The organism is Furfurilactobacillus rossiae DSM 15814, assembly GCF_000428925.1.
Classification (GTDB): Bacteria; Bacillota; Bacilli; order Lactobacillales; family Lactobacillaceae; genus Furfurilactobacillus; species Furfurilactobacillus rossiae.
In genome coordinates this window covers 1-18,112 of sequence record NZ_AUAW01000023.1, presented here as the reverse complement: position 1 = coordinate 18,112, position 18,112 = coordinate 1, and the positions used below count along the sequence as shown (strand labels likewise).

Below are 18,112 nucleotides of genomic sequence, written 5' to 3'. Positions count from 1 at the left end.
TAATTGCTAAGTCCTATTTTAACGTACCTTGAGCCTGATGAACGACCTTTTCGCGAGCTTAATACCTTTTTTAATGCCGTTTTTGCTCGCCAAGTCCCAATAATGTGGCTAAACCAAGTAAAGCAAGACTAATCACGCCTGTTAAACGGAGGTTAGTGTTACCTTGTTCACCTGTTTCGGGTAGTTTTTTGTTGTTAGTCGTTGAATTCACCCCGTCATGTTTGAACCGCATTGGTTTAACCACGGCAGATGGAATCAGTCGATGTTGTTGAACAGCCTGCTTAGCAAACGCACCAGGGCGAGTTGAAACCATCGTCAGACCGTTATTTTCTCCAGTTTGTGAAGTCGGTGATGCCTGCTGGGCAACGGTTGGGTCCGAAGCATCGTTCATGCTGGACTCATTATTCGCTTGCAACAATAAATCCGCTTGATTCTGCAACTGTTGAGCTTGCTCTAATGCAGCTTGAGCCAGTTGTGCATAATGTTGGGCTAATGCGACATCATTATGCGCGGCTGCTTCAGCAGCTAACTGGGCATCTTGTTGGGCTTCATCCCTAGCTAATTGAGCAGCATTGACCAGATTTTGACCAGCTGGTGTCAAGACGCCTGCGTGAGCCGTTTGAGCTGCTTGGCTTGCTGCACTGGCTGCTTCGCTAGCCGCAACGCTGGCATTTTGTGCGTCTGTATTAACCGTCTGTTGAATCGCTGTCGCCATCTGTTGAACAGCCGCCTCAGCTGACTGAACCGCTTGTGCAGCAGATGTTGCCACCTGTTCGGCGCTAGCAGCTGCACTCGCAAATTGGCTGGCAGCACTAGCATCATTCAACAACGCAGCACTAGCCGCCTCGCTGGCTAACACACTCGCCAAGTTGGCAGCACTGCTGGCAACTTTACCGGCCGATTGAGCCGTAGCGACTTGCTGTTGTAACAGTTTGTCCAAACTTTGAACAGTTGCATTCGTCGGATCACTTGCAACTTGTTGACCGGCCTGAGTTGCAGTTGCGCCTGCCGAATTAACGTGACTAGTCGTGTTGTTAGCAGTACTTTGCGCGGTCTCGTTAGCTGCCGAGGCTGCACTTGCCTCACTTGTAGCGGCACTCGAATCCGCACTAACCGCCTTTTGCAAACTAGCTAATGCCTGGCTAGCGGCACCCTCAGCAGAAGCAGCTAGCTGTTGCGCTTTAGTAGCGGCTGATTGAGCGCTTTGTGCCTTCTTGGCCCATTCACTAGCTGCAGATGCGTCATTAATATCAGCGGCACTGGCAGCAGATTTGGCAAAGTCTTCGGCTAAAGCAGCGGCCTCACTTGCGGCCGTTTCGGCGCTAGTCGCCTCATTAACCTTTTGTGTCACTTCACTAGCCAGTTGATGGACACTGGCATTTTGTTTATCTATTTCGGCTGCGCTTGTCGCAACCATTGCTGTTGAAGCCACCACTGATGCTAGCGAATTAGTTGACTGATTGGCGGACGCAGCGCTGGATGCCTGCTTCGTTGCCTCACTCGCGTAACTGGCGGCCGTTGATGTATCTGTCGTAACCGTGTTATTGACCAATAATTGTAAATCTGTGGCATGACTGGTCAAACCTTGTGCTTGATCTGTGAGTGTCTGCGTGTTGGCATTAGCTGATGCCGCAGCACTGGCATATTGACTAGCGGCAGAAACATCGTTGTCAGCTGCTGCAGATACTGCTTGACTGGCTAATGATGCGGCGGTACTTGCGGTTGCACTAAGAATCTTTTCGATTGATTGAGCGGCACTCGCAGCAGAAGTTGCTTGGCTAGCCCAACTCTTGACGGCTTTGTTGGCAGTATCTTTATCGGCATCTTGATTAGCCGTCGATGCAGCGAGACTGGTCCCATTTACAACATGTTGAGCGGTTGCTGTCGCCGAACTAGCGACACTCGCAGCATTACTTGCACCAGAGGCTTGCAAACTAGCGGCATGACTATCGGCACTTAATGCCTGCGTAATCAGTTGATTATTGGCAGTAGCTTGATTAGCTAACGAGTTGGTGACACTCTGTTCAGAATTCAGCAAACTTTGGACATTTGCGGCACTCACTGCAAAGTTACTTGCCGCACTAACATCGTTCAGAGCCGTGGCAGAGGCCGTTTGACTAGCTAACTGCTGCGCGTCATCGTTTAAACTGGCGGCTACGCTGTCTGCCGAGTTTAGCCCCGACTGTGTTGCTACTTGTTGACTGATCAAACTTTGGTAACTGCTGTTTGCCTTATCTGCTCCCGACTGAACAGCGGTTGTCGATGTTGCGGCACTGCCAGCCAATGATGCTGCCTGCTTGCTGACATCACTGGACTGTTTAGTTGCCGCACTCGCCTTATCATTAACCCCATCGGCAATTTGGCTTACCGCATTCGCATCTGCTTTGACGTCATCTGAAAGAGCCGTCATTAATGACTGAGCCGATGTGTTGTCTGCATCAGCATCGCTTTCCAAACTGGCCACGGTGGATGCTGCCGCACTGGCTGATTGAGCTAACTTAGTCGCTAACGCCGGATCATTAGAGGCAGCAGCAGCGCTAGCTAACAACTGTAGCGAACGCGCTACACTAGCGGCAGAATTAGCCGCAGATAAGGTCGCACTGGCGGCAGAGTCTAACGATACCAAACTTTGGTTTAGACTCTGAACCGTCTTATTCGCTAAATCTGTATCCGCCAACTTTTTGCCAGCTGACGTATAACTAGCAACGCTCGCAACCTGACTGCTCGTTGATGTCGCCTCACTGGTTGCAATGTTGGCATGGATGGTCGCTGAGGTTACCTGCTCAGAGGCAGCTGTGTGATCGGCAGTCACTTTGTCGTTCGCGTCGTCTGCCAAACTATGAACCAGCGACTCTAATGAGTTAATTGTAGATTGATTGCTCGTCATATCATCATTTAGAGACGTAGCGGCCGACTGTGCACTCGTAGCGCCACTGACATCGTTTAACGAAGCCGTGGACTTGGCTGCACTAGTCACGGATGCCAATTTGCTGATCGTTGACGTCGCCGAAGCAACCGTACTGTCAGCTGATTTGGCTGCAATTACAGCCTGACTGACCGCAGTTGAGACTGCCTGATTCTTCGTATCCGCGCCAGCCAGTGATTTCAGTTCATTTACTAAGCTGGTGATAACAGCACGCTGATCGGAAATCGTTTTGTTTGCGCCACTAGCAGTCGTGCTCGTTGTCGTCACTTTTTCGGCAGCTTGACTAGCAACTTGGTGGTCGTCTGTGACCAACTTTTGTACCTGAGCATAAATCGATGCGGCCGAATCGTTTAACTGATTGATTTTTGCAACATCGGCAGACGCAACAGCACCGGCTGACGTTGCCAATTTTTCAGCAGACTGAGCCGTTGATTGATCGTTTGTTAAAGCTGCCAAGGAAGCAACACTGGCGGCACTGGCAGCAATCGACGCTTGCTGTGAAACAACAGTGTTCAGACTCGTTGTTTCACTATTTATACTTTTAGCACTGCTATCCAGACTTTGAACTTGTGAATTCATTAAATCCGTCTTAGCCAGTGAATTGGTGCTTGAAACGTTACTGGCTATTTGACTATCCACATTTTTACCGGTCGTTACACCAGTTGCCGCGCTAGTGGCTGTGTTGCCAGCAGACGTAGCAGCATCTTTTGCTGCTGTGCTATCGCTAGCTAGTGCTGATGTGGCCGAGTTCATAATACTCGTCACTTCAGACTGTGCACTGGCCGCTGTCGAGGCCAAATCATTAGCAATCTTAGCTGCGCTTAGTGCCAAGGACTGATCCTGGCTCGCCAAAATTGGCTTGTTAAAACTAGCAACACTGGTCGCGCTCTTTGCATAATCCGTTGCTGATGCTGCAGCAGCGCTGGCCTCACTAGCCGTTGTCGCAAACTTATTGAGCAAACTCGTTGCTGTTGAAACGGCCGTTTGAATACTTGCATTATGAGGATCTTGACTGGCAACACTGGTCAATGAGCTCAAATTAGTCGCCATTGTGGCAGAGGCCGCTTTAATGATTGGCGAGGCACTATCGGCTGACAACGCTGCACTGGCCGCCTGACTAGCTAAATCACTGGCAACCGTGTGGTCAACAGTCGTTGAAACTGAATTGAAGTCATTAGTTAATGACTCAGCCTTAGTTTCCAAACTATTAGCGACATCTTGATCTGAGTCTGCCTCGCTAGCGAGTTGACTGGCAGTCGTAAAGTCGTTGTCATTAGCTGCACTAGTGGCTTTGTCCACTAACGTAGCGGCACTAGCAGCGGCTTGTTTGGCCTGATCAACCAACCCATTAATCGAACTGGCTAAATTAGCGGCGCTCTTGGAAAGCGTCGTCAATTGCGTATTACTGGTATCACTAGTCGTCGTTTTAGCAACTGATGCGGCATTAGCACTCGCTGCACTGGCCAAACTATCAACCAGTGAGCTGGCAATACTAGCCACGTTAGCAGCACTACTAGTCGTATCCGCTGCTTGACTGGCGCCAATGCTGTCGTGAATCAACGTATTTTGAGCATCGTTTGTGAGTGACTTAGCTTGTGAGGCAAGCCCATTGGCAACCTTATCGTCAGAATCTGCCAAGGATTCAGCAGAGGCGGCCTGACTGGCAAACGTGCTAGCTGCACTGGCATCATTCAAAGCTGCGGCTGACGCGGCTTCACTAGCAAACACACTAGCATTGCTGGCAGCAACGCTTCCAGCAGATGCAACGGTTAAAGCTTCACTTGTTAATGAATTGACTGCGCTGGTTTCACTTTGAACCGTTTTATTTTTCGGATCACGGGCAGCAATTGACGCTGCTTTACTTGCCAACGAATTGACCGTTGATGCCGTTTTCGTTGTTTGACTGGCAACACTGATCGTTGTTGAAGCGGCGATGCTAGCCGCACTAGCCGCTGTTGACGCATTATTGCTATCCAAGGCGACTTCGCTGGCAATTTGACTGTGAACACTGTTGACGCCTGATTGAAGGCTGGCAATCGTCGAGGCGATACTGTTCGCCGTGCTGGCCTGTGTGGATGCCACGAACGCCAACGACTTTGCAGCTGATTGATCATTCAGCAATGCCACGTTTGACGCCGCGCTAGCCGCACTTTCGGCAATACTAGTCGCCGTTGAAAGACTGACTTTCTGGTCACTGACTTGATTATTAAGCTGATTGGCAGACGTCAGAATACCACCCAAATCAGTATTCGCGCTATCGGTGTTCACTAATCGACCCGCGTCACTAACAGCGCCGTTCATTTGAGAAGCCGCACCGTTAGTCTGGCCAACATCACTCGTGGCCTGACTAGCTAAACTGTTTGCGACATTTACCGCTGAATTAGCGATACTGCCGTCACCAGCGATAGCAGTCGTTATCTGACTGTAAACATTGTTTGCTTGAGAGGCCAAACTATCAACTTGATACTCTAAAGAGCTAACAGTCGAAGCGGCCGCAGAACCCTTGTCCGCATACTGGCCGGCTAATGACGCGTCATTGTTGGCCGCGGCAGAAGCTGCTAACGCTGCGTAAGAATTAGCTTCGTTAGTAGCAGATGACGCTTGTTGGTTATCGATCGCAATCGCGCTTGCCAGAGAGTTAGCACCCTTAATTAGATTGGTAACTTCTGCGTTTTTAGGATCCGTAGCTGCCACAGAATTAGCAGCGCTCAGAATGCTATTAACGTTTGTCCCTTCACTAGTGGCAGCGATTGTTGCCTTATTCGCAATGCTGGCAGCTGTTGAAGCAGCCGAGTTTTGAATGGCCGCAGCCGTGCTATCGGCGATAGCTGTTTGGTTAGCTGCAATGGCCAATGAATTGGCCTGGCTCATTAATCCCTGAAGTGAATCTTGTAAGCCAGGAATTTGATGCTCAGCACTTGCGGCCAAAGAGGCATCTTTTGCGGCCTCATTTACATCGTTTAGTGCTGCTGCAGACGCGGCCATTGAGCTATACGTGCTGGCCTGCTTAGCCAAATCACTTACTGTCGTTTCAATACTATTCGCGGTGCTAGCAACCTGTTGCCCTTGTTTGGCCAAACTCTGTAGCGCACTATCAGCGGTCGTCGCTGACGCAGCACTGGCAACCTCAGAAATTGCTTTATTAACGTTGCTGTTTTGCTGACTAACTGTTGTCGCCTCACCAGAAGCGGTGGAGGCAGCTGCCGCCGCATCGGAACCCTGTTCACTGGCAGTAACACTATCAACGTGGACCGCGTTGGCAATAATCGGTGCCGTCTGACTAATAACGTTGTTCAACGAAGTTAATGACGATGTTAGTTGTGCATCCTGGCTCGCAATTGATGCCGCCGTTGAGGCAGCTTGAGAAGCACCTGTCGCGTCATTGTTTAACGCAGCCGTGGATGCCGTACTCGTCAGTTGGTCAACTGTTGCCCGATCATTAGATAACTTGGTTGCAATCGAGGCCGCAGAATCCGCTGCCTGGCTGGTTGCAACAGCCGATTTTTGAACTTCGGCATTTGTGCTGTCAGTTGCTGCATCGCTGGCAGCTTTTTGCGCAATACTATCTGCCTGAGAGGCAACATCAGAGCGGTTAACCATCATCGATACCATATCAGTATCCGTTGACTTCGTTGTGGAAGCGGCTTGTGAAGCAACAGTGCTATCTGCGTTAACCTCGTCATCAATATCATCATCTTCAGCTAAGAAGTCCATGTAGAAAGCCCGCGCTGCTTTTGCTGCGGAGTCGGCTGTGCTTTGCGCAGCTGCAGCCGATGCATATAACGTTTTGGCATTATCTGCCTGATTTAGGGCAGCGGCTGACTGAGCGGATTTGTACAGACTATTAGCAATTGCCGTTTGATCAGCTGCAACGGTCTGCAAAGACTGTGTGGAGGCAGCGGCAGATGCGGCCGCTGCTGCCTGCGATTGAACGTGAGCATTTTGCTTGTCCTGTACAGCCTTATTAGCGGCCCTGACACTCAGCGAGTTGTTGCTCGTCACAAAGTCTTGAATCATACCAATATCCGCGCTAGCCTGTACTGCGGCCGCACTGGTGGCCTTCGCCGCAGAACTCGCCGCAATACTATCGGAACTAACAGCACTCTGAACGAAATCATTGGCGCTTTGAGCAACCGTGAATAGACTGGTAGCGACCATAGCGGCCGACAAAGCTGCCGTTTGGGCACTCGTCGCCGAAGCAGCGTATTCACTGGCTAAACTCGCATCATTTGAAGCCGCGGCCAGTGAAGCTCGTGAAGCAAAGTCACTGGCAGCAGAAGCATAGTTACTCGATTGACTGGCAAATGACGTCGCTGGTTTAGCCTCGTAGCTGGCCACGGAAGCAGCAGATGCTGCACCACTAGCAGCTGACTGGGCTAAACTGGCGGCACTGACAACCTTGTTATTCGCAAGGTCGGTTTTCCCCGTTGCTGAGGCCGCATTGGCATTAGTCACGGCCTGAACAGCTGCACCACTGGCGGTTACGGCATTATTAACGGCATTCGACGCAATGCTTTGAGCCTGACTAGCAAGTTGTGAAGAAACCTGACTATCAACGGTAACCTGACTGGCCACGGTTTTTGTCGAACTAGTAACGACAGTCGCCGCACTGTGCGTCACCTGTGCTTCCGAGTTCGCCTGAGCCGCCAAACTAGACGCGCTCATGGCGTAATCGTACGCAGCACTGACGTCATTATCATCAGCGGCACTGGCGGCCAATGACGCAAATTGTAACGCCTTGTTGGCATCATTATTGGCAGAGTGAGCCGCTTTATTCCCAGCATCCGCATTTTGCGAAGTCGTGCCGGCGCCAGTTTGAACATTCCCGTTAGCTTGGTCCGCAGCTGCTAATGACATTGCCTGGCTAGCGGTCATGTTAGCCTGAATCGCTGTCATTGCAGCAGATAACGCGGCTGACTGAACTGAATGGACAACACTCTGAGCTGTCGAGGCCACATTTGAAGCGGCAATTGAGGTCGCGGTGGCCGCAGTGCTCTTGGCTTGAGAAGCAGTGGATGTCGTTTGGGCCGCTGTGATACTGGTTGCATTCGTCAGCTCGTTAGCTGCCGTAGCCGCACTGTTAGCAACGGTTGATGCATTTGCAATTGCAGTGGATGCTACTGTCAGTGCTGAATTGTATTGCTTTGTGGCAGAAGCCGCTACAGCATTTGCAGAATCAGCTTTTTTCTGATCGTTAGTTGCCATATCCGAATAATAGGAAAGATTTGAATCCTGTTTAAAGCTTGAACTTTCCCATTTATATAAGGAATTAGCGGAGTTGGCAGCAACAACTGCCGCAGAAGCGTCCGCCAACTCCTTCAAATAAACTTGTTCAAGACTTGTAGCTAAGCTATTAGCGGAATTGGCCGTTGTAATAACTTCAGCAACTTTACCGTTGACCGAGTCTAAAACGCTCTGAGCACTTGTCGCTGCGCTCCCTTGTCCTAAAATGGCATTATAGTAGGATTGTGTTGCAGAATACTGATCAGTAACCTTTTGATCATTAGGCGAAACTGAAGCGGCATAACTGGCAGCAACTAACGCCGATTTAGCGCTAGAAAGTGCGCCACTGGTCATCGCCTGATATGAATTAACCTGTGACTCAGCAGCAGTCACGGTCGGCGTTGGATCTGCCGTAAACGTATAAGTTAGCGAGGTATTTGTGCCAAACGTTTCTTTCAAGTCTGGCGACTTGGTTAAGAGATAGTTCAGTCCATCGGTTCCTTTAACTTCTGAGGTCGGTTCGACTGCAGATAGATCGATTGCAGTGCCATCAACTCCAGAAATAGTCCGGTCCGCCTTGATCTGCTTACCATTGGCATCCACATAGTGAATCGTGGTGGTCACAATGGCGCCAGTCGTAATCGGTTGTGTCATTTGAGTTGCGTTATTTTTCACAGTATACGTGAACGCTGACTTAAGACCATAACCGACACTGTTGTCCCAAACGACAACAGTCGAAGGATCCATCCCCATGTCAATCGCCGCTTGCGCAGATTTTTGATCGGGGTACACGTGAATGGTGTCCCCAACATTAGCCGTGACCACGATTGGTGCCGATTGTCCAGTAGGCGTTTTGACGTCCAACGTCACCCGTGAAGTACCCTTTGTGTAACTTAAATTGGTTATTTTGGCTGACTGAGGGTTCTTAGCACCGCCAGTTGAAGCGGCGAAAGACAATGTGTACGCAGTCGATTGTGATGTGTCCACAGAGACTGTTTTAGTGAACGTATAGTGACTGCCATTGTCAGGAACAGACATCGTCAACGTCCCTGTGCCAGAAGCAGCATCATAGTGGTAACTTAGCGTAAAATTGTGAAATCCCCCATTGAGAATTTGGGAACTCATATTTTGCCAAGTTGTGGAGGAACTGCTTGTGCGGGCATAGTCATTGATTAACCCATTTGCATCAGTAGTTCTCCAGCCCATGTAAGGTGTTGTCGGATCACCGAAACGATTCTGGCTCTCCCCACCATTGGCAGGACTGCCTTGATTTCCCCATGGATCAAAAACAAATCCAAAGGCATTCTTAAGATTTGCAATACCAAGACCCCCACCTTTCATACCATTAAAGGTTTCAGTTGGGTTTTCAGGCTCCTTAACAAACACAATTGACACACCATCAGCACCGCCAGAATAACCAACTTGCATGGCACCAGTTAGGCTGAAATCATGCGTAAAATCAACAGTTGTATTTAAATTAGCATGCCCAACTTGGTCATTGACATTCGCAGTTAAATAAACCGTTCCCGTATTATCAAACTGCACACTGGTCCCATTACCAGTGAATTGAGTTGACGCATTTGTGCCCGAAACATTTCCAGTTGCTGTCCCAATTTCCATGTTGTTGCTTAAAGTAGGCAGACTAACACTGGCATCCTTTTGTGTGATCATCACAGGCTGGTTAACAAGCGCCAACGACTTCTTCAGTTCTGTCAGCTGAGCCGTTGTTGTTGCGTCTGGGACACTAATTACCATCATGCCATTAACCATCGTTAGCGTGCTGCCTGTCGGTAATACAGCTTGTTGAACAATTGACGTGGGTACATTGGTATTAGCGTCTAATGGTAAGGGTGTTTCACGTGTAACAGTCGTTTTTGCTCGGGACTGAACGCCCATGGTACTAGCTTCAGATACCGGAGTTACAGCAGATTGTGCCGGCGATACTAATGATGCCGTACTTTGCTCAGGGCTACCTGCTACGCTTTGACTAGTAGAAACCGATAAAGCAGCATCTGCCTGTGGCGCGCGTGAAACTAGCGTGGCCGGATTAATAGCATTCCCAGTAACGGCCGCTGGCTTTTCAGCCGGAGCACTTGTCGGTACCTGATCATTATCTTGCTGAGCCAAATAGGCACGTGAAGTTAACGCGCTACTGTCAGGATTTTTTTCTGAACTACTGTCAACGCTGCTTTGACTATTAACACTAGTTAAATCTGGATTTTCACCATCAGTCGTCTGACTAACTGTCATTTGCTCTGAATTAGCCGCTTGAGCCGGGTTGGATTCAGAGGCTTCACTAGTTATTGAGTTGCTACTGACAATACTGCTGACTGCACTGTTATTAGGTGTGTTTTTGGCAGCTCCGTCGTTGCCAAGACTCGAAGAAGTAGTGATTGAAATCTCAGATGTTTGTGACTGAGTACTACTTTGATCCGCCGAGGCCATCTGATCCGTACCAATCATTCCCATGCCAAAAAAAAGTAGCGCTATGCCTGCAAACAGCCAGCGCTTCCCTGCCTTATACATCTTGTAGTGCTCTTTACGTGCCGTTGAGAACCGACCCAACTCACTATCTTTCATAAATCCCCTCAGAAACCCTGTTTCGGAAAAATTAGCATCGTTAAATATCACATTTTGTTAATTATATATCGCACAATTTATTTGTAAACATAGTAAAACAATGCGTTATCAAAACATTTAGTTGCATTTTTAGATAGTGTTGGTTTTATTGAAATTGGTACGGTTCAAAACTCCCTTATCACAAAGTAACAGGCCACTATTGGAACGTTAAAGCCAAAAACAAAAGAGGCTCTTTCTGACAAAAGAATTGATTTCTAAGAATTTAATAATTTTTATATTGCTTAACTTTCTAGAGTCGTAATGTTTATTACCAGTGCGAGCATTGAATGAAAAACAGCGTTCGACATCAAAAAACACCCTGGAGACTTGATCAAATGGCCAAGTTTCCAGGGTGTTCGTATATAAAACTTTAAAATTCAGTCTAGTCTTCGCTACCCATCCAACGACCAACAAAGGCCGCGATAGCAGCACCCAAAACTGGAGCAATCAAGTAAACCCAGTAGTGAGACAAAGCAGTACCACCAGCAAAGATGGCAGGTCCGAAACTACGAGCAGGGTTCAAAGAACCACCGGTCAAGTTCAAGGCAACAATAATCAAAAAGGCTAAGGTTAAACCAATTGCTACTGGTGCCATTGTAGCGTTACCAAACTTGTCGCTCGTGACCATCAAGATAACAAATACGAACAAGAAGGTAATAATTGTTTCGAAGCAGAACGCTGCACCAGCAGAGATCTTAGGAAAATCCGTTTGACCAAAACCAACGCTCTTGGGCAAGCTTAATGCGTGTTCAAAGAAGTCCAAAACGGCTGAAGCAACTGTGGCACCTAAAAATTGCGAAATAATGTAAAAAATGGTGTCACTAGCTGACAAACGACCGTTGATCAACATCGCAATAGATACTGCGGGGTTGAAGTTACCACCTGACACGCCACCAACGGCGTAAGCCATCATCGTAATGGCCAATCCGAATGCTAAACCAATGGCTAAAGTGCCGCCTTTAGCAACCGTAACTGTACCAGTACCGATGAAAACAAGCATGAAAGTTCCGATAAACTCGGCAAAATACTTTCTCATTTTCATTCCCTCCAGGAATATGTAAATTTAGAAAACTTTTGTTCGAGTTAAATGATACCCTATTTAGCCTAAAAATACAGACTAAACACCTGTGATTAACCATTTCGCTACAAAATAATTACGTTTCGTGTGCATTTTCAAAATTACATAGAAAAAGAGTTGAACCATGAGCTTATTTCAAACAATCGCAAATTTGATTGTTCAAGATAATAACTGATGGTTCAACTCTATTTTAGTTTCGATGATTAGCTGCAATGACTTGCAAACGATGGCCAGCAATCCACAATAGGATAGCCGCCACCCAAGAAGCAAAGATCACGCTAATAATTCCTTGCTGATAAAACGCACTGCCATTAGCCAGCCATCGATCCGTGAGCTGATTCAATTTGGACAACTCCCACACACCTACAATGGCTGGAATCAAGGTCACCGTGTAAACGAAGAATGATGCCCCACCTGTCAACATTGTCAAACTAATGACAACACCGGAAAAGATGTTGATAATGGCTGCCCATAGTAATAACCCGTGAACGGCGGCATTAGCCTGTTCACGCCATTCCTGATTCATTTTAAATCCGTCCTTTTATCCTTAGTTAGTTGATTCATTATGACACACTTTACTAATCTAAGGGACAAAATGACCGACGTTATTACTTTGTCTTACGATCTGCTAAAGCCTGCTTGCCTTGATCAGTTAATCCTTCGACGGTATTGCCACTTGCTTCGATGTAACCAGCATCGATCAAAGGCCGCGGATCGCCGCCAACCGCATTATCACAGTAGTCTACGAAATGAGTCACTGGCGTCCCGGATTCAACACGTCCTGAGGCAATCGCATCTAAGATATCGTAATCTGTATTTGTTAGTTCCATATCAATTCCTCCTTCTTAAACTGAGGAAATTATACCCTGTTCATTCCTATTTTGTCCTGAATTTGTCCTGCATGTCTGTGACAAACCACAGTCTTGTACACCTGACCACATCGGCTGTCTTAACCCTTAAGCACACCGAGACGATTGATGAAGAAGATGCATTTCAATTAACTGTGTTTACGACGCAATAGAAATAGACCAGCAACTAATAACACGGCCACGCCGATTACAACAAAAAGAACACTGCTCTTTTCGTTTGTGGATGGTAAACGACCTTCCTTATTCGACTTAGCTGTCTTAACTTCACCGTTTTCGGGCGCGGGATTTGTTGGCGTCGGCAAAGCAACTTTAGGCAATGCTGCCTGACTTTCGGATGAAGTACTTGGTTTGTTTGGTACAACAGATGTGTTCGGAGCTTCTGCTTTATTTGGTGTACTTGGTGTTTCTGGCTTACTTGGAATGCTTGGTACTCCTGGGGTACTTGGCACACTTGGTGTTTCTGGCTTACTTGGAGTGCTGGGTACTTCTGGGGTACTTGGCACTTCCGGGGTCCCTGGGGTTTCCGGCGTGCTTGGTACTTCCGGGGTCCCTGGGGTTTCCGGCTTTGACGGTTCACCAGGTTTATCGGGTTCGCTAGGCACATACGTGTTGGTAAACCCTTCGCTTGTTTGAGTACTCTTATAATTTGCGACAGGCTCTTCTTTGACGGTGTAATTAATGACCTTGCCTTGATTGTCATACTTTTGCAGGTTGTCAAAAGCGTATTGCCATTTTGATTTATTAGAAACCGTCTGACTGTCTTTCTTACTGCCATTTGCATAAAGATCAATAATGACACTCTGAGGTCGTTTGCCGGCAGCGTCATTGTCATCAACCCATGTTTTGGTGCCAGTAACAGAAACAACCGCCGTGTTGTACGCTGACACATCAGCGTGTTGATGATCTTTACTAATCGTAAACGGAATAGAAGTCTTACTTAATTGGTAGCCTGCCGCGGATTGATGTTCCACAAAAGAATAATCTCCAGCTGCTAAGTTTGCGACTGATATTTTTCCGTTAGCATCCGTTGTTAAGCCTGACTTAATCAATATGTTGTCCTTGTAAAGGTCAAATGTTGTATTTGCCAGCGTAGCATGCGTTTGTGCATCATATTTTACTAAGTCAACGGAACCATTTAATCCATTTCCGTTTCCGCCACCACCCCAAATAACATTGCTATTTACAGTAGTACCATTGCCTTCACTATCTGACGTATTGGATGAAATCTTGTTACTCCAAGTATTGCCACCGTTTGTATTCAAATTTGTGATTTTAACCTTGTAAACAACATCAATATTAGTGGATATATCTCCAAGATTCATTGTTAATTGTTTGCCATTTACAGTCACATTCGGTGTTATTGTGCCATCGGCAACCCACTGACCATTTTCTTGGTGACGTTTAGTCCAAGTCATCGAGTTAGGAACGTACTCCTGACCTTCGCCTAGGGTATCGGTCAACACCACATTTTTGAGCTTTTCCGCATTCGGATTAATTGTCGCTTCCCATATTATTTCAGTGGGATGACCCTTGTCATCATATGTGCTACCATCTACCCAGCCTATTTTATTAATCAGATAACTGGCAGAACCACTGCCATTAGAAGTTGTCCCCACTGCATTTACAAACAACGTTCCTTCACGGTTAAAGCTGGTATCTGCTAAAGCATTAGAAAAAGTAATTGTGCCTTGTGAATGTCCGCTTAAAATGGTGCCTGTTCCGACCACCTTGCCATCATTATTAGTGATATCGAAAGTGAGATCGCTATTCATAACGACATTGTCTGGCAGTGAGAACGGCGCCGTGTCTCCTGCAGAGATCACTACCCCATCTTCGATCTTCCATTGATATTTTGCCGTATAGTTACTGTATCGATCGAGATCCTTTTGACCGGTAACATTGTTTCCCGCGTCATCCCAAACAGTGGCATCGTTGGCATCCAGGCCAGATACTGAGACGTTGGCTGCCTTTGCAGTGTTAACGGACATCAACGGTCCCATTAGACTAACTACTAACACCATAAACTGGATTAAAAACAATAACTTATGCTTTTTCATTTGAGAATTATCTCCTTACTCAACATATAAATTACATTAGTCACTACATACTTTAGCGACTAATGTTTTCCCAAACTAAATTATACAATGAATAATTAGCCAATGTTAAATGATCGTTATTATTTTTAAATCAAAGGCCAATGGTTAGCAGTTAACCTGCATTTCCTGTGTTAATTGACGCTTTCTCAATTTATTTGCTTATGGGAATAATATTGCGAAAGCATGCCCTTATCATTTTCAAATGTCCTCTCATTGAATAGTGTTAATAAACGTTCACAGTTTCTTTTTAAGCAAGATCCTCCTGCCACGTAACGCCGGTTTGCCTATAATATCAGCTTAAAATAGCTACTTTTCATTTTGGCTGCACAAATCGAATCAGTGAGAATTACATTCAATAATTAACTAATTTACAGCTTACTTGGCGTTGTATGCGGATTCATCCCCATAGGCACATAATTCGCGTCCAACCGTAGTGCTTGCTACGCTATCAAGTAGAAAGCTCCGTCCAACAGGTGTTTGATGCCTTAAAGGACGCATGCCTAAACAACTAAGACGTGTTTAAATTAGGAGGATAACGCATATGCCAAACTCACTGTTAAATACAGCTACACTAACAACTTTATTAACACAGCATCCTGACGCACCAGTTGTATCAATTTACGCAAACATTGATCCTGCTGATCGGCCACACACACGATTACGTGTTCAGGATCTTATTCGTCAGGCAAAGCAACACGTCACCCGTCAGTTTGGCACCGACTGGTGGGCCAGCATTGAACCGCGAGTAACAGCTGCACTCAGCGATGACGCACTGTTTGCACAAAACATTAAAGAAAGCATCGCCGTTTTAACCACAGCAGATCAAGTAATCATCGATCATTTGTCCACCAATGTAACTGACCAAGTGTCTGTGAGCACCGTTCCAGAGTTACGACCACTGCTACGTGAACAACAGCGCGCATTCGATTTCGATTTACTTGCTCTAAATGGCGATTCGTTTAAGCTTTACCAAATTCGTAATCATCGCGTGATTTTGACCCCTCTGCCAGAGGATGCACCAACCACCTTGACACAGGCGCTCGGCACAGAAATTCGTGGCGGAGACGTTAACGGTGTCAGTCGCGGCGAACACGCCGGCTATCACGGTCACCACACAAAGGATGTCGGCAAAGATATTGACCTGACAAATTACTTCCAAGCCGTTGATAACTTCATGCAAGCTTGGCAAAAAGATACGCAACGTCCTCTAATTCTGTTTGCCTTACCAGAAAATCAAGCTTTATTCCGCAAACTCAGTCGGTTAGCACATGTTTCCACAAAGTATGTGTTGAATGAATCTCCCGCCAACTTAAGTACTGCCCAGATTCAGCAGCGGATTGAACCCTTATTTGAACAGCATGCCGACCAAATTATTCAAACAGGACTCAAAACTTATCATGATGCTGCTAATGCCAATCATCAGGTCAAGTTACCGACCGACATTGCCACAGCCGTTTCTCATGGTCAATTAGGGACTTTGATCGTTGCCGACACATCTGAGTGGAACGGTCACTTAGATCGTGATCAATTCATTGCCGATCCAACCGCCGCTAATGCTATTCCTTCACTGTGCGTCACTATGCTTCAACATGGCGGCGATGTGATTGTTGTTAATGAAGACCAGTTGCCAGATGGTCAACCAGTTGGAATCAGTCGCTATTGATTTACACTAAAATGAAGTAAATATAAGGGGTTAAATGCGTCTTAAACGGCGTACTTAACCCCTTTTTCTTGCGCACTATGCTATGCTGTCGGTGACAATCAACGCTAAGATCAAGTATATACGGAGGGTGATTACTTATGCCTAAAACGTTTGCCGACAAAATCAAACTATCCACGTACAAACATGTTTCGATCCGTCATCAACCAGATACAATTGAGTCACTGCCGTTTGACCAAGCCAGTGACTCAACAAAAACAAACGACCTCATTCTAAGTTTTTGTTTATCAACAGACATGATGGCCACGGAAATTAAAACGATTGCGGACGAAAAATTGCTTTCATCCAGAGGCTATCTTTACCTAGTTTATCCAAAATTGAAAAACAAACTTGGCCTACCAGGGATTCATCGCGACGTCCTTTTTCCCGCTCTCCACGTTGATGCGGACAGTGGTGCAGTAGCCGATACTGGCCTTAAATTTTCTCGGATGGTGAGTTTTGATGACAACTATACAGCCGTGGGTTTGACCTGGCTGGCAAGCAATCCTCGTCGTGCTGACAATCCGTCTGGTCGCGTGGCAACTTATGAAGATCGGTTGAGCGAACTCAAACAACTAATCAATGCAGATAATGATGCCCATCAAGCTTTCGATACGTTGACGCCTGGCTATCAGCGTTCTTGGGCACGTTATGTATTCAGTCCTAAAACGTCTGTAACTCAGCAGGCACACCTTCAACAAATGATTACCTTGTTGAAGGAGGATTACGCATCAGTTGAATTGTGGCACCAAGGAAAAAAACGTCACTAAAAATTTTGCAAAAAAATCTGCGCCACGTTTCAAACTCGTAAACGTTGTCACATCAATCGTTTACAAACGTTAACACCGAAATTTCCACGTTTCGCAACTATTTCATTAAGTCTTTTTAAGCTTACTTTTAGGTAACGTCGGTATATTATAAGCATCGAAGGAGTTCATACCCCTCACTCCTCCGACGTAATGTATCTCCCCCCAGATATGTTAAGACTCTCTCTAGAATGATGGCTGACCTAGGATTCCCCGATCCTAGGTCAGTTTCTTTTTGTCTATTTTTATTGATCAGCCTTAAATTGGAAAGACTGGCAGAGACCCCAGAACAGTAATATCATCCCTCGTTGCTGCTGTTCCCTCGGCCAAAATCGCACATTTATAAACAACATTGGCATCAACTTTAGCCATTAAATTTTCTGCTGCAGTCAATGAACCTCCAGTCGAAATCACATCGTCCACTAAGAGTATTCGTTTGTCAGTAAGTCGAAGAACATCATTACCATCTAACACTAACGTTTGTGATTCATTTGTCGTAATTGATTTTACAGGAACGGTAGATTGTAAAATTAATCCGAACGCTGTTCGGACAAAAAAGATCAGCTTCCTTTAAAATGGTGTTTACCACAAACCCATCTTTTAGGAGCTGATCTTTTGTCTAGTATAACCTATTCCGAACGAATTAAAATCGAAACCTTTTGTGAACTAGGGCTGTCCAATATCCAAATGGGCGTTCGGCTGAACCGATCACCGTCAACAATTTCTTATGAATTATCTCGATGTCAACCTTATCAGGCTGAATTAGCACAAACAGATGCCGAATACAAGCGATCAC

At 46.5% G+C, this 18,112-nt stretch carries 9 protein-coding genes; 3 read left to right on the top strand and 6 right to left on the bottom strand.

Going from position 1 to position 18,112, the window contains the following annotated elements; all coding sequences use genetic code 11:
- Positions 1-70: 70 nt before the first annotated feature.
- From G400_RS0111540 to G400_RS0111520, 5 genes are all read right to left on the bottom strand, one after another.
- A complete protein-coding gene (locus G400_RS0111540; protein WP_017261134.1) occupies positions 71-10,729 on the bottom strand; it encodes a KxYKxGKxW signal peptide domain-containing protein in 10,659 nt (3,552 codons plus the stop codon).
- Between the two features lie 421 nt (positions 10,730-11,150).
- The gene (locus G400_RS0111535) at positions 11,151-11,804 is read right to left on the bottom strand and encodes an MIP/aquaporin family protein (RefSeq protein WP_017261135.1); all 654 of its coding nucleotides are present in this window, start codon (positions 11,802-11,804) and stop codon (positions 11,151-11,153) included.
- Between the two features lie 232 nt (positions 11,805-12,036).
- Entirely contained in the window at positions 12,037-12,372 is a 336-nt protein-coding gene (locus tag G400_RS0111530; RefSeq protein WP_017261136.1) for a hypothetical protein, read from the bottom strand.
- Between the two features lie 82 nt (positions 12,373-12,454).
- Positions 12,455-12,676, bottom strand: coding sequence for a hypothetical protein (locus tag G400_RS0111525; RefSeq protein WP_017261137.1), 222 nt, complete (start codon positions 12,674-12,676; stop codon positions 12,455-12,457).
- Between the two features lie 167 nt (positions 12,677-12,843).
- A complete protein-coding gene (locus G400_RS0111520) occupies positions 12,844-14,772 on the bottom strand; it encodes a Cna B-type domain-containing protein (RefSeq protein ID WP_017261138.1) in 1,929 nt (642 codons plus the stop codon).
- 580 nt (positions 14,773-15,352) lie between these two features.
- On the opposite strand from G400_RS0111520, the gene G400_RS0111515 reads away from it, so the two are divergent.
- On the top strand, positions 15,353-16,474 hold the full coding sequence (locus G400_RS0111515) for a baeRF6 domain-containing protein (protein ID WP_017261139.1): 1,122 nt from the start codon (positions 15,353-15,355) through the stop codon (positions 16,472-16,474).
- Positions 16,475-16,611: 137 nt separating this feature from the next.
- Complete coding sequence (locus G400_RS0111510; protein ID WP_017261140.1) at positions 16,612-17,280, top strand: YdeI/OmpD-associated family protein; 669 nt, start codon at positions 16,612-16,614, stop codon at positions 17,278-17,280.
- A gap of 294 nt (positions 17,281-17,574) precedes the next feature.
- Here the strand turns inward: G400_RS0111510 and G400_RS16135 are convergent, their stop codons facing one another.
- On the bottom strand, positions 17,575-17,790 hold the full coding sequence (locus G400_RS16135) for a phosphoribosyltransferase family protein (protein WP_225351495.1): 216 nt from the start codon (positions 17,788-17,790) through the stop codon (positions 17,575-17,577).
- A gap of 141 nt (positions 17,791-17,931) precedes the next feature.
- Between G400_RS16135 and G400_RS16130 the strand changes: the two genes are divergently transcribed.
- Positions 17,932-18,112 (top strand): helix-turn-helix domain-containing protein (locus G400_RS16130; protein WP_139961764.1); only part of this gene is annotated, 181 nt, incomplete at its 3' end.

Bases quoted from the DNA above. Each gene is read 5' to 3' on its own strand.
- G400_RS0111540 (WP_017261134.1), bottom strand. From the start codon at position 10,729: ATGAAAGATAGTGAGTTGGGTCGGTTCTCAACGGCACGTAAAGAGCAC.
- G400_RS0111510 (WP_017261140.1), top strand. From the start codon at position 16,612: ATGCCTAAAACGTTTGCCGACAAAATCAAACTATCCACGTACAAACAT.
- G400_RS0111530 (WP_017261136.1), bottom strand. From the start codon at position 12,372: ATGAATCAGGAATGGCGTGAACAGGCTAATGCCGCCGTTCACGGGTTA.
- G400_RS0111520 (WP_017261138.1), bottom strand. From the start codon at position 14,772: ATGAAAAAGCATAAGTTATTGTTTTTAATCCAGTTTATGGTGTTAGTA.
- G400_RS0111515 (WP_017261139.1), top strand. From the start codon at position 15,353: ATGCCAAACTCACTGTTAAATACAGCTACACTAACAACTTTATTAACA.
- G400_RS0111535 (WP_017261135.1), bottom strand. From the start codon at position 11,804: ATGAGAAAGTATTTTGCCGAGTTTATCGGAACTTTCATGCTTGTTTTC.
- G400_RS0111525 (WP_017261137.1), bottom strand. From the start codon at position 12,676: ATGGAACTAACAAATACAGATTACGATATCTTAGATGCGATTGCCTCA.